Origin of the sequence: Pseudomonas sp. SORGH_AS_0211, from assembly GCF_031453455.1 — a bacterium.
GTDB lineage: Bacteria > Pseudomonadota > Gammaproteobacteria > Pseudomonadales > Pseudomonadaceae > Chryseomonas > Chryseomonas aestiva.
On sequence record NZ_JAVIZV010000001.1, the window covers coordinates 1,351,791 to 1,369,940 of the forward strand.

19 protein-coding genes and 3 tRNA genes are annotated in these 18,150 nt (G+C 65.4%); 10 read left to right on the plus strand and 12 right to left on the minus strand.

Annotated features, from left to right (window positions below):
- Window positions 1–5: 5 nt before the first annotated feature.
- From QE393_RS06285 to minC, 6 genes are all read right to left on the minus strand, one after another.
- The gene (locus QE393_RS06285; RefSeq protein ID WP_273809574.1) at window positions 6–1,295 is read right to left on the minus strand and encodes a M18 family aminopeptidase; all 1,290 of its coding nucleotides are present in this window, start codon (window positions 1,293–1,295) and stop codon (window positions 6–8) included.
- Window positions 1,296–1,383: 88 nt separating this feature from the next.
- Complete coding sequence (locus QE393_RS06290) at window positions 1,384–1,962, minus strand: class I SAM-dependent methyltransferase (RefSeq protein WP_310042622.1); 579 nt, start codon at window positions 1,960–1,962, stop codon at window positions 1,384–1,386.
- 46 nt (window positions 1,963–2,008) lie between these two features.
- Window positions 2,009–2,644, minus strand: a complete 636-nt coding sequence (locus QE393_RS06295; protein ID WP_183630400.1) for an RluA family pseudouridine synthase — start codon at window positions 2,642–2,644, stop codon at window positions 2,009–2,011.
- Window positions 2,645–2,762: 118 nt separating this feature from the next.
- Window positions 2,763–3,017 (minus strand): cell division topological specificity factor MinE, encoded by a 255-nt coding sequence (gene minE, locus QE393_RS06300; RefSeq protein WP_017642793.1) that lies wholly within the window; start codon window positions 3,015–3,017, stop codon window positions 2,763–2,765.
- A complete protein-coding gene (gene minD, locus QE393_RS06305; protein ID WP_133859342.1) occupies window positions 3,014–3,832 on the minus strand; it encodes a septum site-determining protein MinD in 819 nt (272 codons plus the stop codon). The genes minE and minD overlap by 4 nt, the downstream gene beginning before the upstream one ends.
- A gap of 134 nt (window positions 3,833–3,966) precedes the next feature.
- Complete coding sequence (minC, locus tag QE393_RS06310; RefSeq protein ID WP_273809581.1) at window positions 3,967–4,713, minus strand: septum site-determining protein MinC; 747 nt, start codon at window positions 4,711–4,713, stop codon at window positions 3,967–3,969.
- Between the two features lie 151 nt (window positions 4,714–4,864).
- On the opposite strand from minC, the gene QE393_RS06315 reads away from it, so the two are divergent.
- Together QE393_RS06315 and QE393_RS06320 are read left to right on the plus strand one after the other, a co-directional pair.
- Window positions 4,865–5,800 (plus strand): lipid A biosynthesis lauroyl acyltransferase, encoded by a 936-nt coding sequence (locus QE393_RS06315; protein ID WP_273809582.1) that lies wholly within the window; start codon window positions 4,865–4,867, stop codon window positions 5,798–5,800.
- On the plus strand, window positions 5,801–6,937 hold the full coding sequence (locus QE393_RS06320; protein WP_273809584.1) for a patatin-like phospholipase family protein: 1,137 nt from the start codon (window positions 5,801–5,803) through the stop codon (window positions 6,935–6,937). It begins immediately after the preceding gene.
- Window positions 6,938–6,940: 3 nt separating this feature from the next.
- Here the strand turns inward: QE393_RS06320 and QE393_RS06325 are convergent, their stop codons facing one another.
- A complete protein-coding gene (locus QE393_RS06325; protein WP_405046279.1) occupies window positions 6,941–7,657 on the minus strand; it encodes a VacJ family lipoprotein in 717 nt (238 codons plus the stop codon).
- 97 nt (window positions 7,658–7,754) lie between these two features.
- On the minus strand, window positions 7,755–9,065 hold the full coding sequence (locus QE393_RS06330; protein ID WP_273809585.1) for an alpha/beta fold hydrolase: 1,311 nt from the start codon (window positions 9,063–9,065) through the stop codon (window positions 7,755–7,757).
- A 269-nt stretch (window positions 9,066–9,334) separates the two neighbouring features.
- Here QE393_RS06330 and QE393_RS06335 point away from each other — a divergent pair, with 269 nt between their 5' ends.
- Window positions 9,335–10,180, plus strand: coding sequence for a glycine betaine ABC transporter substrate-binding protein (locus tag QE393_RS06335; RefSeq protein WP_405046280.1), 846 nt, complete (start codon window positions 9,335–9,337; stop codon window positions 10,178–10,180).
- Window positions 10,181–10,223: 43 nt separating this feature from the next.
- Here the strand turns inward: QE393_RS06335 and folD are convergent, their stop codons facing one another.
- Entirely contained in the window at window positions 10,224–11,078 is an 855-nt protein-coding gene (gene folD, locus QE393_RS06340; protein WP_273809590.1) for a bifunctional methylenetetrahydrofolate dehydrogenase/methenyltetrahydrofolate cyclohydrolase FolD, read from the minus strand.
- A gap of 247 nt (window positions 11,079–11,325) precedes the next feature.
- Between folD and QE393_RS06345 the strand changes: the two genes are divergently transcribed.
- The 3 genes from QE393_RS06345 to QE393_RS06355 all read left to right on the plus strand — a co-directional run bounded on the left by QE393_RS06345 (window position 11,326) and on the right by QE393_RS06355 (window position 11,649).
- Window positions 11,326–11,402: transfer RNA gene (locus QE393_RS06345), tRNA-Arg, on the plus strand.
- A gap of 35 nt (window positions 11,403–11,437) precedes the next feature.
- Window positions 11,438–11,513 (plus strand) — tRNA-His (locus QE393_RS06350).
- 51 nt (window positions 11,514–11,564) lie between these two features.
- A tRNA-Leu gene (locus QE393_RS06355) sits at window positions 11,565–11,649 on the plus strand.
- A 101-nt stretch (window positions 11,650–11,750) separates the two neighbouring features.
- On the opposite strand, the gene QE393_RS06360 is transcribed toward QE393_RS06355, so the two are convergent.
- The 3 genes from QE393_RS06360 to QE393_RS06370 all read right to left on the minus strand — a co-directional run bounded on the left by QE393_RS06360 (window position 11,751) and on the right by QE393_RS06370 (window position 12,522).
- Window positions 11,751–11,936, minus strand: coding sequence for a hypothetical protein (locus QE393_RS06360; protein WP_273809592.1), 186 nt, complete (start codon window positions 11,934–11,936; stop codon window positions 11,751–11,753).
- 178 nt (window positions 11,937–12,114) lie between these two features.
- Entirely contained in the window at window positions 12,115–12,243 is a 129-nt protein-coding gene (locus tag QE393_RS06365) for a hypothetical protein (RefSeq protein WP_273809594.1), read from the minus strand.
- 75 nt (window positions 12,244–12,318) lie between these two features.
- Window positions 12,319–12,522: a hypothetical protein gene (locus QE393_RS06370; RefSeq protein WP_133859334.1), complete on the minus strand. Its 204-nt coding sequence runs from the start codon at window positions 12,520–12,522 to the stop codon at window positions 12,319–12,321.
- Between the two features lie 166 nt (window positions 12,523–12,688).
- Here QE393_RS06370 and QE393_RS06375 point away from each other — a divergent pair, with 166 nt between their 5' ends.
- The 4 genes from QE393_RS06375 (at window position 12,689) to QE393_RS06390 (ending at window position 18,141) form a co-directional block, all read left to right on the plus strand.
- Window positions 12,689–13,051 carry a hypothetical protein gene (locus QE393_RS06375; protein ID WP_133859333.1) on the plus strand — a complete coding sequence of 121 codons (363 nt, stop codon included), beginning with the start codon at window positions 12,689–12,691 and terminating at the stop codon, window positions 13,049–13,051.
- Window positions 13,052–13,167: 116 nt separating this feature from the next.
- Window positions 13,168–13,953, plus strand: coding sequence for a sulfite exporter TauE/SafE family protein (locus QE393_RS06380; RefSeq protein ID WP_273809597.1), 786 nt, complete (start codon window positions 13,168–13,170; stop codon window positions 13,951–13,953).
- 142 nt (window positions 13,954–14,095) lie between these two features.
- On the plus strand, window positions 14,096–16,570 hold the full coding sequence (locus QE393_RS06385) for a PAS domain S-box protein (RefSeq protein WP_273809599.1): 2,475 nt from the start codon (window positions 14,096–14,098) through the stop codon (window positions 16,568–16,570).
- Window positions 16,567–18,141, plus strand: coding sequence for a chemotaxis protein CheW (locus QE393_RS06390; RefSeq protein WP_310042626.1), 1,575 nt, complete (start codon window positions 16,567–16,569; stop codon window positions 18,139–18,141). The genes QE393_RS06385 and QE393_RS06390 overlap by 4 nt, the downstream gene beginning before the upstream one ends.
- Window positions 18,142–18,150: the final 9 nt, after the last annotated feature.

Genomic DNA, 18,150 nt, shown 5'->3' on the forward strand with positions numbered 1-18,150 from the left:
CGGCTTCAGAGCGGCAGTTCGCTGCTCGAATAGAAGGCCGTCAGCACCTTGATCAGATGGCCCAGGTCGTGGCTGCCGGCCAGTTCGCGGATGGAGTGCATGGCGAAGGTGGGCAGGCCGATGTCCACGGTGCGCACCCCCAGTTGCCCGGCGGTGATGGGGCCGATGGTGGAACCGCACCCCATGTCGCTGCGCACCACGAAGCTCTGTACCGGCACGCCTTCGCGCTGGCAGAGGTCGCGGAAGAAGGCCGCGGTTTCGCTGCTGGTGGCGTAGCGCTGGTTGGCGTTCACCTTGATCACCGGACCGCCGTTCAGTTTCGGGCCGTGGTTGCCGTCGTGCTTGTCGGCATAGTTGGGGTGCACGCCATGGGCGTTGTCGGCTGAGATCAGCAGCGAGCGCTGCAGGGTGCGGGTAAAGGCATCCCCGGCGGGCAGCAGGCGTTGCAGCACCTGTTCGAGGAAGGGACCGTCGGCGCCGCAGCAGGAGGTAGAGCCCACTTCCTCGTGATCGGTGCAGACCAGCACGGCGTTCTCGTCGCCCTCGTCGGCCAGCAGGGCTTCCAGGCCGGCATAGCAGGACAGCAGGTTGTCCAGGCGGGCGGCGGCGATGAAGTCGTCATCCAGCCCGATCAGGGCGGCGGGCTGGACATCATAGAAGCTCAGTTCGAAATCCAGCACCTCGGCGTCGCCGATGCCGTGTTCCCGTTTCAGGCGCGCGGCCAGCAGGGCGCGAAAGTCGCGCCGCTCGCCGGCCGGCACCTGGGCGAGAATCGGCGGCAGCTCGTTCTGGGCGTTGATGGCCCAGCCCTGGTTGGCTTCGCGATTGAGGTGGATGGCCAGGTTGGGAATGATCGCCAGCGGCTTGCGGAAGTCGATCAGCCGACTCTGCACCCGGCCCTCGGCGCGATAGGTCACCCGGCCCGCCAGCGACAGGTCGCGGTCGAACCAGGGCGCCATCAGCATGCCGCCATAGACCTCGACGCCCAGTTGCCAGAAGCCCTGCCGCTGCAGCTCCGGCTGCGGCTTGACCTTGAGGCAGGGGCTGTCGGTATGGGCACCGACCAGGCGCAGGCCGCGCTCCAGCGGTTGGGCACCCAGGCGCACGGCAATCAGCGAGGACTCGTTGCGGGTGACGTAGTAGCGTCCACCCGGCTGCACGGACCAGCTCTCGCGCTCGTCCAGGCGCTGGTAGCCGGCGGCTTCGAGACGGTGGGCGAGGGTCGCGGTGGCGTGGAAGGGCGTGGGCGAACTGGAGAGGAAATCGATGAGGCCTTGGATCTGATCGGTACGCATGGACGACTCCGGACGACAAGGCGTCCAGTCTAGGTTCTGGACCGAGGGGAGTCGAGCGTAGCGCCCAGGCCGGGCGGCACCTCAGGGCTCAGCGGCGCTGCAGCACCAGGTGATGGATGTGCCAGTGCTTGGGCCGCCCGACCGCGGTATGGCCGTCCTCCTGCTCTTCCCGATGCAGGAGGACGTCCCAGTCCCGGAGCAGCTGCTGCAGGGCCGCGGCGTCGACGACCGTCACGCCCTTGCTGGCCCAGCTGTCCCGCTCGCCGAACAGCTGGCCGCAGAACAGGCCACCCGGGCGCACCGCCGCGGTGATCGCGGTCCAGAGCAGCGGGAAGCGCTCAGGCGCGCAAAAGGGCAGGGCGAAGCTGGAATTGACCAGCTCGCAGGGGGGAATTTCGACCGTTTCAAAGCGCGCCTGGTGGGTTTCCAGGCGTGTCTGCAGCCGGGCCGGCGTGCGTTCGCGCAGGGTGCTCAGCGCCTCGGCCTCGGCATCCACCGCCAGCACCTGCCAGCCGCGTTCCAGCAGGACGAGGGTGTCGTGGCCGATGCCACAGCCCAGATCCAGCGCCAATCCCGGCGGATTCGCGCGGAGTGAGAGGGCCTGCAGCAAGGTCTCGCGCGGTCCGCCCGCGGCGGTGGCGGTGTAGTAGGACGTCCAGTGCGACAAGCGGGCACTCCTCTGGTCGAGGGCCTCAGTATGCCAGCGCCGAGGCTCAGAACGGTGCGGGACTGGTAAAGCTCATCCGCTCGCCCGTGACGGGATGGGTCAGCGTCAGCAGGCTGGCATGCAGGCAGAGGCGCGGCTGGGCCGCCAGCGCCTCGCCCTCGGCATAGAGCTGATCGCCCAGCAGCGGATGCCCGATGCTCAGCATATGGACGCGCAGCTGATGGGAGCGACCGGTGATGGGCGTGAGCTCCACCCGGCTGTAGTGACCGTGACGCTCCAGCACCTGCCAGAAGGTCAGCGCATGGCGTCCCAGTTCGTGATCCACCACATGGCGCGGCTTGGTCGGCGGGTCGTAGCGCAGCGGCAATTCGATGCGGCCGCTGTTGGCCTCCGGCTCGCCCCAGCAGAGGGCGGTGTAGGCCTTTTCCGTCTCGCGATCATGGAATTGCCGGGACAGCTCGCGATGGCTGTCGGCGTCCCGCGCCAGCACGATGACGCCGGAGGTCTCCCAGTCCAGGCGATGGACGATGCGCGCCTCGGGATAGCCGTTTTCCTGCAGGCGGGTCACCAGGCAGTCGCGGTTGTCTTCGGCGCGACCGGGGACCGACAGCAGCAGGGTGGGCTTGTCGACCACCAGCAGGGCGGCGTCCTGGTGAATGATGCGGATGTTGGAGAGGGGCATGGGCTTCCTGGGGGCCTGGTGGTGAATCGCGGCACCGCGCTGAGCAGGTGCCGAGGATTCGCCATGGCTTAAACGCCAACGGCGGCCCTGGGGCCGCCGCTGTCCTGCTGCGCTCGCCTTAGCGGTCGGGCAGGGTGATGTTGAGTTCGAGGATCGAGCAGCTGCCCTGATTTTCCAGTTCGACCTGGATCTGGTCCTGCTCGATGGGCACGTACTTGCGGATCACTTCCAGCAGGTCTTTCTGCAATTGCGGCAGATAGTCCGGCTGCTCGTGGCGACCGCGTTCGTGGGCCACGATGATCTGCAGCCGCTCCTTGGCTATCGAAGCGCTGTTCTGCTTCTTCCGATCGCGAAAGAAGTCGAAGATGTTCATTCGCTACCACCCCCGAACAGACGTTGCAGGAAGCCTTTCTTCTTCACGTCGAGGAAGCGATAGGCCACTTCCTTGCCGAGCAGTCGTTCCACGGTATCACTGTAGGCCTGACCGGCGTCGCTCTGTTCGTCGAGAATTACCGGGATACCCTGGTTCGACGCCTTGAGCACCGCCTGGGATTCGGGGATCACGCCGAGCAGGCGGATGGACAGGATCTCTTCCACGTCCTCGACGCCCAGCATTTCGCCCTTGGTGACGCGCTCGGGGTTGTAGCGGGTCAGCAGCAGGTGCTCCTTGATGGCTTCCTCGCCCTTTTCCGCGCGGCGCGACTTGCTGGCCAGCAGGCCGAGCATGCGGTCGGAGTCGCGTACCGAGGAGACTTCGGGGTTGGTCACCACGATGGCCTCGTCGGCGAAGTACATCGCCAGGTGGGCACCCTTCTCGATCCCGGCCGGGGAGTCGCAGACGATGAAGTCGAAGGTCTGCTTGAGTTCGTTGATCACGCGCTCGACGCCGTCCTGGGTCAGGGCGTCCTTGTCGCGGGTCTGGCTGGCGGCCAGCACGAACAGGTTCTCGAGACGCTTGTCCTTGATCAGGGCCTGGCTCAGGGTGGCTTCGTTGTTGATCACGTTGACGAAGTCGTACACCACGCGGCGCTCGCAGCCCATGATCAGGTCGAGGTTACGCAGGCCGACGTCGAAGTCGACGATGACGGTCTTGTGGCCGCGCAGGGCGAGACCGGTACCGATGGCGGCGCTGCTGGTGGTCTTGCCGACGCCGCCCTTGCCGGAGGTGACTACGAGTACTTTGGCCAAACTGATTCACCTTGATCGAAAGGAATAACTGAAGCGACTCGGTGCCCTCGGTGACGAGATTGCAGGCAGTGTCGCGCTTCGTGTTGCCGTTGGCGGCTTAGGCGCCAAGTGCGAAAAATTCGCGGAAGTATCCGTCAAAGACGGGTGATGTTCAACACATCTCCCACCAGACTGACCTGGACCGGATTGCCCCACTGTGGATGGCGTCGCAGGTCCTCGGCGACCTTGTACTGGCCAGCGATGGAGAGCAGTTCCGCGGTCAGCTGCTGGCAGAAAATCCGCGCTTTAGTATCACCCTTTACACCGGCCAGCGCTCGGCCGCGCATGGGTCCATAGACATGGATGTTGCCGTCGGCGAGCAATTCGGCGCCCGGACTGACCGGCGCCAGCACCACCAGGTCACCGGCCGGGGCATAGAGCTGCACACCGCCGCGCACCGGGGCGGTGATGATCTTGGTCGGATTGATCGTCGGTGCGGCCGGTTTGGGCGGTTCCGCCGGCTTGACCGGCTCGCGATCGCGCGGCTCGACCTGGCGCTCACGCCCGCCGGAACTGGCTGGCAGGATCGGCAGGTCGTAGTCGTTGGCGGCGGCCAGATCCCCGCTGCGACTGGCACGCAGGGCCAGGGTGCGCAGGCCGTGCCGGCGGCAGAGGTCGAGGAGGGCGCCCAGGTCGAGCGGGCCGGCATCCTCGGCGAGCTTGTCGAGGCCCAGTACCAGCGGCGTTTCCTGGAAGAAGTTGGGGGCCTGGGCGACCTTCTGGGCCAGTTGCCGGTCCAGGCGCCCCAGGTCGTTGCGGAGAAGCTCCAGCACGGTCACGGCGAGCATGTTGCCCTTGAGCTGGAAGACGGAGTCGCTTTCGGAAGGATCGGCTGCGGTCATGGTGGGTACTTGTGCTTGGATGGCGGGACTTATAGCGGGATGCCCCGCGTGTCGCAACCCTCACCAGGTCTGGGGGGCCATGACTGTGAAGGCTACGGGAAATCTGCGCGAGCCCTGTAGAATGGCGCGACTTTTTCATGCAGGAGTTCCGATGGAGCGGCCGTCTTTCCGCCTCGCCTTTCTCAATCCACGTCATTGGCCGCTCTGGCTGGGGCTGGGGCTGCTCTGGCTGCTGGTGCAACTGCCCTATGCCGTGCTGCTGCGACTCGCCCAGGGACTCGGCTGGGTCTTCTATCACGTCGCCGGTCAGCGCCGCGCCATCGCCCGCCGCAACCTGGAACTCTGCTTTCCCCAGCTCGACGAGCGGGCACGCGATCGCCTGCTGCGGCGCAACTTCGCCAGCAGCGCCATGGCCCTGCTGGAGATGGCCATGAGCTGGTGGTGGCCGCGGCAGCGCCTGGCCCGGTTGGCCCATATCGAAGGCCTCGAGCATCTGCAGGCCGCTCAGCGCGAAGGCCAGGGAGTGATCCTCATGGCGCTGCATTTCACCACCCTGGAAATCGGCGCGGCGCTGCTCGGGCAGCGGCATACCATCGACGGCATGTACCGCCAGCACAAGAATCCGGTGTTCGACTTCATCCAGCGCCGCGGTCGAGAGCGCCACAACCAGGACGCCACCGCCATCGAGCGCGAGGACGTCCGCGCCATGCTCAAGGTGCTGCGCGCCGGCCGGGCCATCTGGTACGCGCCCGACCAGGACTACGGCGCCAAGCAGAGTCTGTTCGTGCCGCTGTTCGGCATTCAGGCAGCCACGGTGACGGCCACCACCAAGTTCGCTCGGCTCGGACGGGCGCGGGTGTTGCCCTTCACCCAGGAGCGCCTGGCGGACGGTTCGGGCTATCGCCTGGTGGTGCATCCGCCGCTGGCCGACTTCCCGGGCGAGAACGAGGAGGCCGACTGCCGGCGCATCAATCTCTGGGTCGAGCGCTGCGTCAGCGAGTTGCCCGAGCAGTACCTCTGGGCCCATCGGCGATTCAAGACCCGTCCGCCCGGCGAGCCCAAGCTGTATCCGAAGAAGAAACGCTAGATGAGCCTGGGCGGCGAGCGGCGCACCGGGCTGATTCTGGCCGGCGGCGGTGCGCGGGCCGCCTATCAGGTCGGGGTGCTGCAGGTGGTGGCCGATACCCTGGCGGTGCGTTCCGAGAATCCCTTTCCGATCCTCGTCGGCACCTCGGCGGGCGCGCTCAACGCCGCCGTGCTGGGCTGCGGCGCCCTGGATTTCGGCCGTGCGGTGGATCGCCTGGCGGCGGTCTGGTCGAACCTGGAAACGGCGATGATCTATCGCAGCGACTGGGCCGGGGCGAGCCGCCAGGCCGCGCGCTTCGGCCTGCAGACGCTGTTCGGCGCCTGGCACCAGGAACCGCTGGCCCTACTCGACAACGCGCCCCTGCGGGCGCTGCTCAGTCGCGAGCTGGATTTCTCCGGGATCACCGCGGCCTTGCGCCAGCACGCCCTGCGGGCCGTGGCGGTCACGGCCTTCGGCTATGCCTCGGGCCAGGCGATGACCTTCTACCAGAGTCATGGCGCGCTCGATCCCTGGTTTCGTCATCGGCGCGTCGGGGTGCCGGCACGGCTGGCGGTCGACCACCTGCTGGCCAGCACGGCCATCCCGCTGTTCTTTCCGCCGGTGAAGGTCGGGCGCGAGTTCTTGGGCGACGGTTCGGTGCGGCAGACGGCGCCCATCAGTCCGGCGCTGCATCTGGGGGCTGAGCGCATCCTGGTAATCGGACTCGGCGCGCCAGGGGGACACGAGCACGGCCTGCAGGGTCGGCCGCCGACGGTGGCGCAGATCGGCGGTCACCTGCTCAACAGCACCTTCGTCGATGCCCTAGACAGCGATACCGAGACCCTGCGGCGCCTCAATCTGCTGAGTAGCGCCCTGCCGGCAGGGGATCCGGTCAGCGGACGCTTCTGCCGTCCGGTGGACATGCTGGTGATCTCGCCCAGCCAGCCGCTGGCAGATATCGCCACCCGGCACCGCAAGCGCCTGCCATCCGCGTTGCGGCAGTTGCTGCGGGGTGTCGGGGTGAATCGGCCTTCGGGCAGTGCGCTGCTCAGCTATCTGCTGTTCGAGGCGGCCTACTGCCAGGAACTCATGGCGCTGGGACGGGCCGACGCCCAGGCCCGCCTGCCGGAGCTGCGGGCCTTTCTCGCCAGCGCCTAAGCCTCATTCGGCGATCTGCAGTTCCCGCGCCTTGGTGTAGAAATAGCGGATCTTCTCGTACTCGAAGGGCGAGTTGAGCTGGCCGTATCTCATGTCGGTGACGTACCTGAGGTTGATGCCGCGCAGCACCATGATCTCTGGGTGACGACCGCTCTCGTCGCTGACGTTGAGGAAGTTGATCTGCGCCTCGGCGGCGAAGTCCACCGCCAGGCCGCCGGTGTCGCGCAGGTTGGACGGGCCGAGGATTGGCAGCATCAGGAAGGGACCGTCACCCACGCCATAGAAGCCCAGGGTCTGGCCGAAGTCTTCTGGTTGCTTGATCAGCCCGACACGGGTCGCCGGGTCCCACAGGCCGAACACCCCGATGGTGGTGTTGAGCAGCAGGCGGCCGGTGGTGTCCAGGGCGCGCCGGCCCTTGAACTGCAGCACGCTGTTGAGCAGGTTGTTGACGTCACCCAGGTTGCTGAAGAAGTTGCTCACGCCCGAACGCACGAAGCGCGGGGTGATCCAGCGATAGCCGTTGACCACCGGCAGCAGGACCCACTCGTCCAGCCGATAGTTGAAGTGGTAGACGTGGCGGTTCCAGGATTCGAGGGGGTCGTAGACGTCCAGGGCGACCAGGGACGCCCGTTCGAATTCACGCTGGTCCAGACCCGGGTTGTACTTGAGGGTCGACAGCGGATTGCTGAAGCCATCGGCGCCCACCGGCGCGGCCGGCATGGTGTCCGAGCCGATGGTCAGGGTGGAGGAGGGCGGCGGACTCGATTCGGCGGCGAAGACCGAGGCACTGGCCATCAGGAGGAGAGCGAGCAGGGACTTAACCACGGGCGAAGAACTCCAGCATGGCGTTCGCGTTGACGCGGTAGTTGAGATTGCCGCAATGGCCGCCGTGGGGATAGACGGTCAAGCGATCGCCAAAGGTCTTGCGCAGGAAACCGAGGTCGCCCGGGCCGAGGATGATGTCGTCGGCATTGTGCATGACGCCGATCTTCGGGCTGCTCTTCAGATAGTCTTCCAGCGCGATGAGGCTGGACTTGCGCGCCAGATCGTCGAGGTTCTGCCCCTTGAAGTTCTTCTGCCAGAACGGCATCACCTGCTCGGTCATGTAGCAGTCGAAGTCGCACTGCAGCGAACGGGCGAAGAAGCGCGTCAGACTGGTGCCCTCGGTGATGGGGTAGGTCGGCGGGGTGATCAGGCCGCGGCGGTTGATCAGGTCGGACGTGAAGGCGATGTCGGCCGCCGAGAAGCGGAAGGACGAGCCGATCAGCATGGCCAGTTCTTCGTTGCTCAGTCGCTCCGGCGAGCGCTGGAAGTCACGCACCACGGCGTCGTTGAAGTCGACGTAGCCCTTCTCCTGGAAGTAGCGGGTCAGCTTCGACAGGATCAGCTCGTAGAAGGTGCGGTTGTTGGTGACACCCTTCACCTCGGTCTGCACCAGGCGATCCAGGTTGCGTACCGAGGTCAGCAGATTGACCGGCGGATTGACCATCAGCACCTTCTTGAAGTTGAAGCTGCGCTGGCTCTCGTCCAGGTAGGAGACGAAGGCGGCGTCCAGGCCGCCCAGGCTGTAGCCGGTCAGGTAGTAGTCGGTGACCGGCAGCTTGGGATGCTGGGCGCGCACCGCCTGCATGGCGCGATAGAGATCCTCGGCATCGTGCGGGGTATAGCCCGGGGTGGCGGTGCGCGACACCGACACCATGAAGTCCCAGCTGGTGGGCGAGGACAGCTGCACCACGTGGTAGCCGGCGGCGTAATACAGGCGCTTGAGGTATTCCTGGGTACTCGAGGAATAGTTGGCGCCGGTGCCGGCGATCAGGAAGATCAGCGGTGCCGGATGATCCTGGCGCGCGAGGCGGTAGTGGAATTTCTTCACCGGCCAGAAGTTGCCGGGCAGCTGGTATTCCCGCTCCGGACGCAGGTTGAGGCTGTAGTCATCCTGGTCGATGGTGCTTTCGGGCGGCAGCTCGGGACGGAATTTTTCCGGCGTGGTGACGATGGTGGCTTCGAAAGGATTGACCAGTGGATAGCCATAGGTGGCGGCATCCACTTCGGCGGCCGCGTGCGCGGTGCCCCAGAGGCCGGAAAACAGCGCGCCCAGCAGGGCGGCGACGCGCAACGAAAGACGCATGGACAGAGTCCTTTCAGAGGGCTTGAGAGCGTAGGTAAGACAACGGCCCGCCAATAGGTTGCATCGGCAGGTGCGGGTTTCTGCGAGGCGTCGATTACAGAGCGGTCGACGGGCTGCGTCAAGCGACATCGCATGTCGTTAAAAGTGCAGCCTTTGTCGCTAACCGGTCGTTATGCGTCGCCCAGGCGGTAGTGGCCATCTTGCATTGCCCGAATGATGGGAGTGGGGCAACCGCCCGACTTCCATAGCGAGAGGACTGCTGCATGAGCATGGTGAAGAAACTGTTGGGAATAGGACTCGGTGTCGCCTTGACCTCGGCCATGAGCCTGGCCCAGGCGGCCAAGCCGGAAATCACCATCGGCTACGTCGATGGCTGGGCCGACAGCGTGGCCACGACCCATACCGCAGCTGAAGTGATCCGCCAGAATCTGGGCTACGAGGTCAAGCTCATGCCGGTTGCCGCCGGCATCATGTGGCAGGGCGTCGCGCGCGGCAAACTCGACGCCATGCTGTCCGCCTGGTTGCCGGTCACCCATGGCGCCTACTACGAGAAGATGAAGGACCAGGTGGTCGATCTGAACGTCAATACCCCCGACGCCAAGATCGGTCTGATCGTGCCGGAGTACGTCAAGGCCAATAGCATCGCCGATCTGCAGGCGCAGAAGGCCGACTTCGGTGGCCGTATCGTCGGCATCGATGCCGGTGCCGGGGTCATGCTCAAGGCCGACCAGGCGATCAAGGACTATGGCCTGGACTACAAGCTGGTGGCCAGTTCCGGTAGCGGCATGATTGCCGAGCTGACCCGGGCCGAGAAGGACCAGAAGCCGGTCGTGGTGACGGGCTGGGTGCCGCACTGGATGTTCGCCAAGTGGAAGCTGAAGTTCCTCGAGGATCCCAAGGGCGTGTTCGGTGGCTCCGAGCACGTGGACACCGTGGCCAACCCCGCGCTGGAAGCCAAGGCCAAGCCGGTCTGGGATCTCCTGAAGAAGTTCGCCTGGCAGCCGGGTGAGGTGAACGAGGTGATGCTGGCCGTGGAAGAGGGCAAGAAGCCGGAAGAGGCCGCCAAGGCCTGGATCGCTGCCCATCCGGATCGCGTGAAGTCCTGGCTGCCCTGAGGGTCGGCTGAATGAAGAACGGGCCCCGCGGGGCCCGTTTTTGCTAGCTGTGCAGCTGCTCGGCCGCGTACAGCGTGTTTTCCAGCAGGCAGGCCCGCGTCATCGGGCCGACGCCGCCGGGAACCGGGGTGATCCAGCTGGCCCGCTCACAGGCGCTGTCGAACTCCACGTCGCCTACCAGGCGGCCATCGGCCTGGCGATTGATGCCCACGTCGATGACGATGGCGCCGGGCTTGATCCATTCACCCTTGACCAGTCCCGGCTTGCCCACGGCCACCACCACCAGATCGGCCTGGCTGACGTGGTGTTCGAGGGAGCGGGTGAATCTGTGGGTCACGGTGGCGGTGCAACCGGCCAGCAACAGTTCCAGCGCCATGGGCCGACCGACGATGTTGGAGGCGCCGACCACCACCGCATCCAGCCCATAGAGGTCGACGCCGGTGCTGTGCAGCAGCGTCATGATGCCCTTGGGGGTGCAGGGGCGCAGCTGGGGATTGCGCTGTGCCAGGCGACCCAGGTTGTAGGGATGGAAGCCGTCGACGTCCTTGTCGGTGCGGATGCGTTCCAGCAGCTGGGTGGCATCCAGGTGCGCGGGCAGCGGCAACTGCAGCAGGATGCCGTCGACGCTGGTGTCGTCGTTGAGCCGGTCGATCAGGGCTTCCAGTTCTGCCTGGGTCGTGCTGGCCGGCAGGTCATGGGCATAGGAGTCGAAACCGACTTCTTGGCAATCCTTGCGCTTGTGCGCCACATAGACGCTCGAGGCGGGATCGGTGCCGACCAGGATGACGGCGAGGCCAGGGGCGCGCAGTCCGGCGCTACGACGTTGAGAAACTCGCTGGGCAATATCCTGGCGCAGGCGGGCGGCAATGGACTTGCCGTCGATCAGTTGGGCGGTCATGGGCGATTTCTGGTGGTGACGGAAAAGGGTCGGCTATTTTCGCATGGACGGGCCCGCTGGCAACAGAGAAGCCTCTGCGGCGGCTAACTCATTCTTCTGCTTAAAAATTTTTTAAAAATTAGTTGACGGGTCGGCGGGAGCTTTATAACATTCGCCCCGCTTGCCGAGCACAGCCCAAGTCACTGACAAGGGCCAGGCAAGAGGCTTCTCACCAAGGAGGTCTCTGCTAGGGCAGCTGCCGTAACAGGCGCCCGTAGCTCAGCTGGATAGAGCATCCGCCTTCTAAGCGGATGGTCGCAGGTTCGAGTCCTGCCGGGCGCGCCATTGGCGGTTCGGCGACGGCAAGCACGTAAGATATGGTGGGCGTAGCTCAGTTGGTAGAGCACAGGATTGTGGCTCCTGGTGTCGTGGGTTCGATTCCCATCGTCCACCCCATATTCAGCGAACGCCAGACCTCGTGTCTGGCGTTCGTCTTTCAAGCGTCTCGCGGACGTGGTGGAATTGGTAGACACACCAGATTTAGGTTCTGGCGCCGCAAGGTGTGAGAGTTCGAGTCTCTCCGTCCGCACCAATCAAGATGCACAGCAGAAGACCGGCCCAGCGCCGGTTTTTTTGTGCCTGCGATTCAGGCGGCGGCCAGCGGGTCGCAAGCGTTTGAGCGGGTACCCGGCCTCAGTGCAGATGCCGCAGCAGCGGTGCGCAGAGCGCGAAGGCGAGCGGGGTACCGAATACCAGGGCCCTGGTCCACTTCTGCAGGTTGCGCTTGCGATTGCCCGGCGCGGAGGAGACCTCTGCGGTTGCAGGCTGATGATCAGGGCTGTCGAACAGGGTGATCGAGCGGGTCAGTTGGGTTCGCATGATCCGACCTCTTGCCGTCTGCACTAATTGTTATTGGCACTTTCAAGACTAATGCGGCGGGCGGGTAATGCAAGATGCGGGCGGATTCGGGGCGAGTGACGGCTGCGCGGTCGAACACCCACCCGGTCAAGGACGGCCTCGCGACTGCTGCAAGAGCGGCGGGCCTGGCGACGGACGGTCAGTTGAAGGTCTCGGCCAGCAGGAACAGGGCGCCGCCGATGGCTCCGCCACTGAGCAGCACCAGGCTGATCAAGGCGCCCCCCACGAAGTGGGCGATGTCGTCACTGATTTCGTAATCCGCTTTCATGCTCGGCTCCAGAGGATGGATGCCGCTACAGATAGCAGCCGCGCATTACAGCGCGACGACGGCGGGCGTGCCAGGTTAGCTGGTCGCCCAGTTCAGCCAGAGCGTCTGCTCTTCGCTGAGCTGACCGACCTCGCGTAGCGCCCGTTCGAGGTCTTCCCGGACGCGGCGCTTCAGGTCGGCATTGAGATCGACCTGGGCACTCTCCGCCAGGCGATCGGCGAGCGAAAGGTCCGCGCTGAGCTGGCGCAACCGGGGGCCGATGAAATCCTTGTGCTGCATGAGCCGCTCCTGTCTCCTGATACCGCCGAGTGTGGCATGCGCCGCCTTTGACTGAACACAGACTGGAAAAATATTGTCTGACTTGATTGGTTAAAAGTCGGACTTTCGGCAGCCCACGTCGTTTTCAGGTTCGAGATGTCAGCTTTTTCATAGGGAAGAAGAAATCATGAGCGGGACTTCAACTCGCAAGTTGCTGGTGTTGACCGCAGGTTTCGGCCTGCTGGTAGTGGCTGCAGTGGCCACCACCCACCGCAGTGATTCGACCAGCAGCGAGCCCGCCGTGGTGGCGACCACGACGCCGCCGGTAGCGGCCCATGCCCCCACCACGGGTACCCATTCGGTCGCGGACGAACACAAGCAGGATCTCGAGAGCTTCCTGGCGCAGGCGAGCCTGGCGCCCTGCGGCACCGTCATGCCGGCGACCGTTAACGATCCCGCCTGCCGTGCCGCCATCGAGGCGCATGCCCGGCGCGCCGGCTATGGCGACGAAGAGGTCGCGGCCTATCTGAATGCCCACCAGAGCCGCTGACCGGGAATCTAGTGTTATCGGTTATAAGCAAAGACCCTTTCAATATAGGTCGGTATAACCTGAGTGGTTATCCTGTGCGGCCGCAAGATGAGCCGACAACGGCAATTGGGGCTGTAATGGAAGTAGGGGCGTTGGGCTTCGTGATCGCGGGGCTGGTGGTTGGCTTCATCGTTGGCATGACGGGCGTGGGTGGTGGCTCGCTGATGACCCCCATCCTGCTCTGGTTCGGGATCAACCCCGCGGCAGCGGTAGGCACCGATCTGCTCTATGCCGCCATCACCAAGGCGGGCGGCGTCTTCGTTCACCAGCGCAACCGCAACATCGACTGGACGGTGACCGGCTGGCTGGCCGCCGGCAGCGTACCCACCGCCGCCCTGACGCTACTCGCCCTGGCGCTGCTGCCCGGTGATCAGCACGCCACCAATGCCCTCATCAAGCATGCCCTGGGCATCGTGCTGCTTTTGACGGCCCTGGCCATTCTCTTCAAAAAGCAGATCTTCGCCTTTGCCAGCCGCCATGCCAGCGACAGATTTCACCTGAGTGCCAGGCGGCTCAATGCCCTGACGGTGCTTACCGGCGCAGGGCTGGGCTTCATGGTGACCCTGACTTCCATCGGCGCTGGGGCCCTGGGCACGGTGGCGCTGTTCCTGCTCTATCCGCTGATGGCGACCCGGCGCCTGGTCGGTACCGAGATCGCCCATGCGGTACCCCTGACGCTGGTGGCGGGACTCGGTCACGCCGGGTTGGGCAATCTGGACTGGCATGTCCTGGGCTTTCTGCTGCTGGGGTCCTTGCCGGGGATCTTCCTGGGCAGCCATCTCTCCGGACGCGTACCGGATGGCGTGCTGCGACCCTGTCTGGCGATCATGCTGCTGGTCATAGGCACCAAGCTGGTGGCCTGAACGACGGCGGGAAAACTTAAGGTCGTTCATCGGACGACTACTGGCGATCCGCCAGGAGAAAACATCTCTAGGATAGGCGGTACTCAATTTGTTATCGCGATTGCCGATAACCTGTTTGCCGAGTCCTCTCCTGGAGCTGCCCATGTTTTCCGCCTCTGCCGAATCCGCCGCTGTCGACGATGCCTCCGCCTACCACGCCCTGCGCCAGGCGCTGGACCGCTCCCTGGCGGTGATCGAGTTCGATCTGCAGGGCACGATCCTACACGCCAACCAAAACTTCCTGCAGACCTTCGGCTATCACCTCGACGAGATCAGCGGGCGGCAGCACCGCCTGTTCTGCCCGCCCGGGGTGGCGGAGAGCGAGGACTATCAGGACTTTTGGGCGGCGTTGGCGCGCGGCGAGTTCCACAGCGGTGTCTATCACCGCAAGCACAAGGACGGCAGCCTGAGGTGGATCCGCGCCACCTACAATCCGTTGCTGGATGCACAGGGGCGTCCGCAGCGCATCATCAAGTTCGCCACCGACATCACCGAGACGCGGCTGCAGGCGGTCGAGTACGAAGGCAAGATCGAAGCCATCCATCGCTCTCAGGCGGTGATCGAATTCGATCTGCAGGGCAACGTGCTCTGGGCCAATGACAACTTCCTAGGCATGACCGGCTATGCGCTGGACGAGTTGCGCGGGCGTCATCACAGCCTGATGTGCCCGGCCGACTACGCGCGTTCGGCGGAGTACGCCCTGCTGTGGAATCGCCTGGGGCAGGGTGTCTTCGACACCGGGGTCTACAAGCGCATCCGCCGCGATGGGCGGCCGATCTGGATCCAGGCCACCTACAACCCCATCCTCGACAGCGAAGGTCAACCTTACAAGGTGGTGAAGTTCGCCATCGATGTGACCGATGCGCAACTGCAGGCCGCCGAATTCGTAGGCAAGATGGCCGCCATCGACCGGGCCCAGGCGGTGATCGAATTCGATCTGCACGGCAACATCCTGACGGCCAACGAGAACTTCCTGTCGGCTCTGGGTTACAGCCTGGACGAGGTGCGCGGCAAGCATCACCGGATCTTCTGCGAACCCGAGCTTGCCCGCTCGCCGGGCTATCGGCTGTTCTGGGAAAAGCTCGGTCGCGGCGACTTCGATGCCGGACTGTACAAGAGACGCGCCAGCGACGGCCGCCAGGTGTGGATCCAGGCCACCTACAACCCCATCCTCGATGCGGAGGGCAAGCCGTACAAGGTGGTCAAGTTCGCCAGCGACGTCACCGAGAGTCAGCTGCGCAACAGCGACTACGAAGGCAAGGTGGCGGCCATTGACCGCTCCCAGGCCATCGCCGAGTTTTCCCTCGACGGCACGGTGCTCACCGCCAACCGCAACTTCCTGCTGGCCCTCGGTTACCAGGCCGATGAAGTGGCGGGCAAGCATCACCGCATCTTCTGTCCCGACGACTATGCCCGTTCCGCGGAGTACCGGCTGTTCTGGGATAAGCTGGCGCGGGGCGAATTCGACGCCGGAGTGTACAAGAGACGCAACAGCCGGGGCGACGAGATCTGGATCCAGGCCACCTACAACCCGATCTTCGACGCCGACGGCAAGCCGTGCAAGGTGGTGAAGTTCGCCGTGGACATCACCGAGAGCCAGATTCGCAACAGCGACTACGCCGGCAAGGTGGCGGCCGTCGACCGGGGCCAGGCGGTGATCGAATTCGACCTGACCGGCACGATCCTCGAAGCCAACCGCAACTTCCTGGCGACCCTGGGTTATCGCCTGGAAGAGATCCGCGGCCAGCATCACCGCATCTTCTGCGAGGCGGAGCACGTCGCCTCCGGCGAGTACCGCGAGTTCTGGGCGCGGCTGGCCCAGGGCGAGGTGTTTGGCGGGCGCTTCATGCGGCTGAGCAAGTTCGGCCAGCGGATCTGGATCCAGGCCACCTACAACCCCATCTTCGACGCCGACGGCCAGGTGCACAAGGTGGTGAAGTTCGCCACCGATATCACTCGCCAGGTGGAGCTGGAGCAGCACCTGCGGCAGAAGATCGAGCAGATGAATCTCTCGCTGCACGCCCTGACCCGCTCCATCAACCAGATCGCCGAGACCACCGACGACGCCAACCGCATGGCCCGACGCACCCTGGAGGAAGCCGAGCGCGGTTCCCTGACCCTGAGCCGCTCGCTGGACGCCATGGAGGCCATAGGCACCACCGCCGGGGGCATCCAGGACATCGTCCAGGTGATCAGCGACATCGCCAACCAGACCAACATGCTGGCCTTCAACGCCGCCATCGAGGCGGCCCGCGCCGGCGAGCACGGCCTGGGCTTCTCGGTGGTGGCCGATGAGGTCCGCAAGCTGGCCGAGAAGTCGTCCCAGGCGACCAAGGAGATCAACAAGCTGATCCTGGAGTCGGTGAAGAGCATCGCTCAGGGCAGCGAGATCTCGCGCAGCGTGGGCGAGGCCTTCGGCCTGATCGCCGAAGGGGTGGGCAAGACCCAGCAGTCCATCGAGGCCATCAACGGCTCCACCGCGGCCCAGCTCGAGGATGCGGCGCGGGTCAATCAACTGATCCAGGAGCTGGACGCGGCCACCACACTCACGCCGGTGACCGGGGGAGCGCGATCGTGACCGCGACCCAGGGTGTCGTGCGGATCGGCGAACTGGAAGTCGCCCTGTCCGCCCAGGCCCTGGAACGCGTGGTGCCCTGGCCGGAGCGCCTGGCCGCTCATCCGAGTCCGGTGCCCTGGCTGCTAGGCCTTTTCGAGCTGGGCGGCCAGCCGCTGCCGCTGGTGGACGGTCATCGCCTGCTGGGATTGCCGGCGGTCGAGCACGAGCGCCGGATCGCCGTGATCCGTCATGGGGGTGGACGCTTCGGCCTGGCCATCGATGGAGTGGTGGACATCCTCAAGCTGGCGGATGAGGCCATCGTGCAATTGCAGGGGGCGCCCGGGCGCCTGCTGGGACAGGTGCATCTGCAGGCGGAGACCGGCCGGTTGGTGCATCTGCTGGATCTGCCGGCCCTGGCCGCCTTGCCGGGCTTCGAGGTCAGTGCCGACAGGTCGCCGGCGGTACAGCGGCAGGCCGCCATCGGCACGGAAGAGGAGCGGCTCTATCTGCTGTTCGAGTGCGATGGGCGGCGCCTGTGCCTGGATGCGGCGGTGGTGCAGGAGCTGGTGGATCGACCGCAGCTGACGCCCAGCGAATTCGCCAGCGACAGCTGTCGCTACCAGGTGCAGCTGAGAGGCCAGGCCTTGCCGGTGCTGGAACTGTCCGAGCTGCTGGGCCTGGCCACGCCCGCCAAAGGTCACCATGAGCAGCTGCTGGTGCTGGCGGCGGGCGATCAGGGTCAGTATCGGGTGGCCTTCGGCTTCCAGCGGCTGCTCGGCATGTGGCGCCGGGATCCGGCGCAGTGCGCGCCGCTGCTTGGCTTCGGGCTGGAACGGCCCGGGCTGTTGCGCGGGGTGTTCAGCGCCGCGGAGGGCGAGGCGGCCATCGTGATCGATCACCTGGCCCTGGGGTGCCAGGAGGCGGCGGTCGCCTATGCGCGGATCTATCGCACCGATCGCGACCTGTTGCGCGAAGAGCGCCGTCAGGTCCGCCGCCAGCCGTGCCTGACCTTTCTCGCCGAATTGCTGTTCGCCGTCCCGCTGGAGCAGGTGGCCGAGGTCCTGCCGCTGCCGGCGCACTTCCTGCGGCTCGGCCAGCGGGATCCGCGGCTGCTGGGATTGATGGAGGTCCGCGGCCAGCAGATCACCCTGGTCTGCCTGCGCACCCTGGCCCGGCGCGGTGGCGGTCGAGCCCGGCCCCGGCGATCAGGTGATCGTGGTGGAAGGGCAACGCCAGCGTCTGGGTTTCGTGGTGCAGCGGGTCGAGGCCATCGAGGCCTTTACCGAGTTGCGCGCCGATGCCCTGGCGCGCAGCTGGCAGTTGCCAGGGGAGGGCGGGGCGGTACCGGCGCAGCGGGCGCAGAGCTGGGTGGGCGTAGGATCCGCGGGCAGCAGTCGCCAGGCGACCCTGATCGACCTCGGCGCGCTGGTGAAACGTCTGGAAGGTCAGGCCCCGCAGACCCTTCCGCAGCGCGTGGCTGCGGCAGTTTGACGATACCGCTCGTCGCTTCGTCGAACGGTCGGGTAACGGATTGCCCATGGCTTTGTCAGCCGCCGAAGGCGTCCTTCATCGAAGCGGTACCGGCAGGCTAGAGCGAGTGG

What these genes read in the sequence shown, in the direction of transcription:
- QE393_RS06285 (WP_273809574.1), bottom strand. Translation starts at nt 1,295, where the DNA reads ATGCGTACCGATCAGATCCAAGGCCTCATCGATTTCCTCTCCAGTTCG.
- QE393_RS06295 (WP_183630400.1), bottom strand. Translation starts at nt 2,644, where the DNA reads ATGCCCCTCTCCAACATCCGCATCATTCACCAGGACGCCGCCCTGCTG.
- minE (WP_017642793.1), bottom strand. Translation starts at nt 3,017, where the DNA reads ATGAACATCTTCGACTTCTTTCGCGATCGGAAGAAGCAGAACAGCGCT.
- minC (WP_273809581.1), bottom strand. Translation starts at nt 4,713, where the DNA reads ATGACCGCAGCCGATCCTTCCGAAAGCGACTCCGTCTTCCAGCTCAAG.
- QE393_RS06315 (WP_273809582.1), top strand. Translation starts at nt 4,865, where the DNA reads ATGGAGCGGCCGTCTTTCCGCCTCGCCTTTCTCAATCCACGTCATTGG.
- QE393_RS06320 (WP_273809584.1), top strand. Translation starts at nt 5,801, where the DNA reads ATGAGCCTGGGCGGCGAGCGGCGCACCGGGCTGATTCTGGCCGGCGGC.
- QE393_RS06325 (WP_405046279.1), bottom strand. Translation starts at nt 7,657, where the DNA reads ATGCCGGCCGCGCCGGTGGGCGCCGATGGCTTCAGCAATCCGCTGTCG.
- QE393_RS06330 (WP_273809585.1), bottom strand. Translation starts at nt 9,065, where the DNA reads ATGCGTCTTTCGTTGCGCGTCGCCGCCCTGCTGGGCGCGCTGTTTTCC.
- QE393_RS06335 (WP_405046280.1), top strand. Translation starts at nt 9,335, where the DNA reads ATGGTGAAGAAACTGTTGGGAATAGGACTCGGTGTCGCCTTGACCTCG.
- folD (WP_273809590.1), bottom strand. Translation starts at nt 11,078, where the DNA reads ATGACCGCCCAACTGATCGACGGCAAGTCCATTGCCGCCCGCCTGCGC.
- QE393_RS06360 (WP_273809592.1), bottom strand. Translation starts at nt 11,936, where the DNA reads ATGCGAACCCAACTGACCCGCTCGATCACCCTGTTCGACAGCCCTGAT.
- QE393_RS06365 (WP_273809594.1), bottom strand. Translation starts at nt 12,243, where the DNA reads ATGAAAGCGGATTACGAAATCAGTGACGACATCGCCCACTTCGTGGGG.
- QE393_RS06370 (WP_133859334.1), bottom strand. Translation starts at nt 12,522, where the DNA reads ATGCAGCACAAGGATTTCATCGGCCCCCGGTTGCGCCAGCTCAGCGCG.
- QE393_RS06375 (WP_133859333.1), top strand. Translation starts at nt 12,689, where the DNA reads ATGAGCGGGACTTCAACTCGCAAGTTGCTGGTGTTGACCGCAGGTTTC.
- QE393_RS06380 (WP_273809597.1), top strand. Translation starts at nt 13,168, where the DNA reads ATGGAAGTAGGGGCGTTGGGCTTCGTGATCGCGGGGCTGGTGGTTGGC.
- QE393_RS06385 (WP_273809599.1), top strand. Translation starts at nt 14,096, where the DNA reads ATGTTTTCCGCCTCTGCCGAATCCGCCGCTGTCGACGATGCCTCCGCC.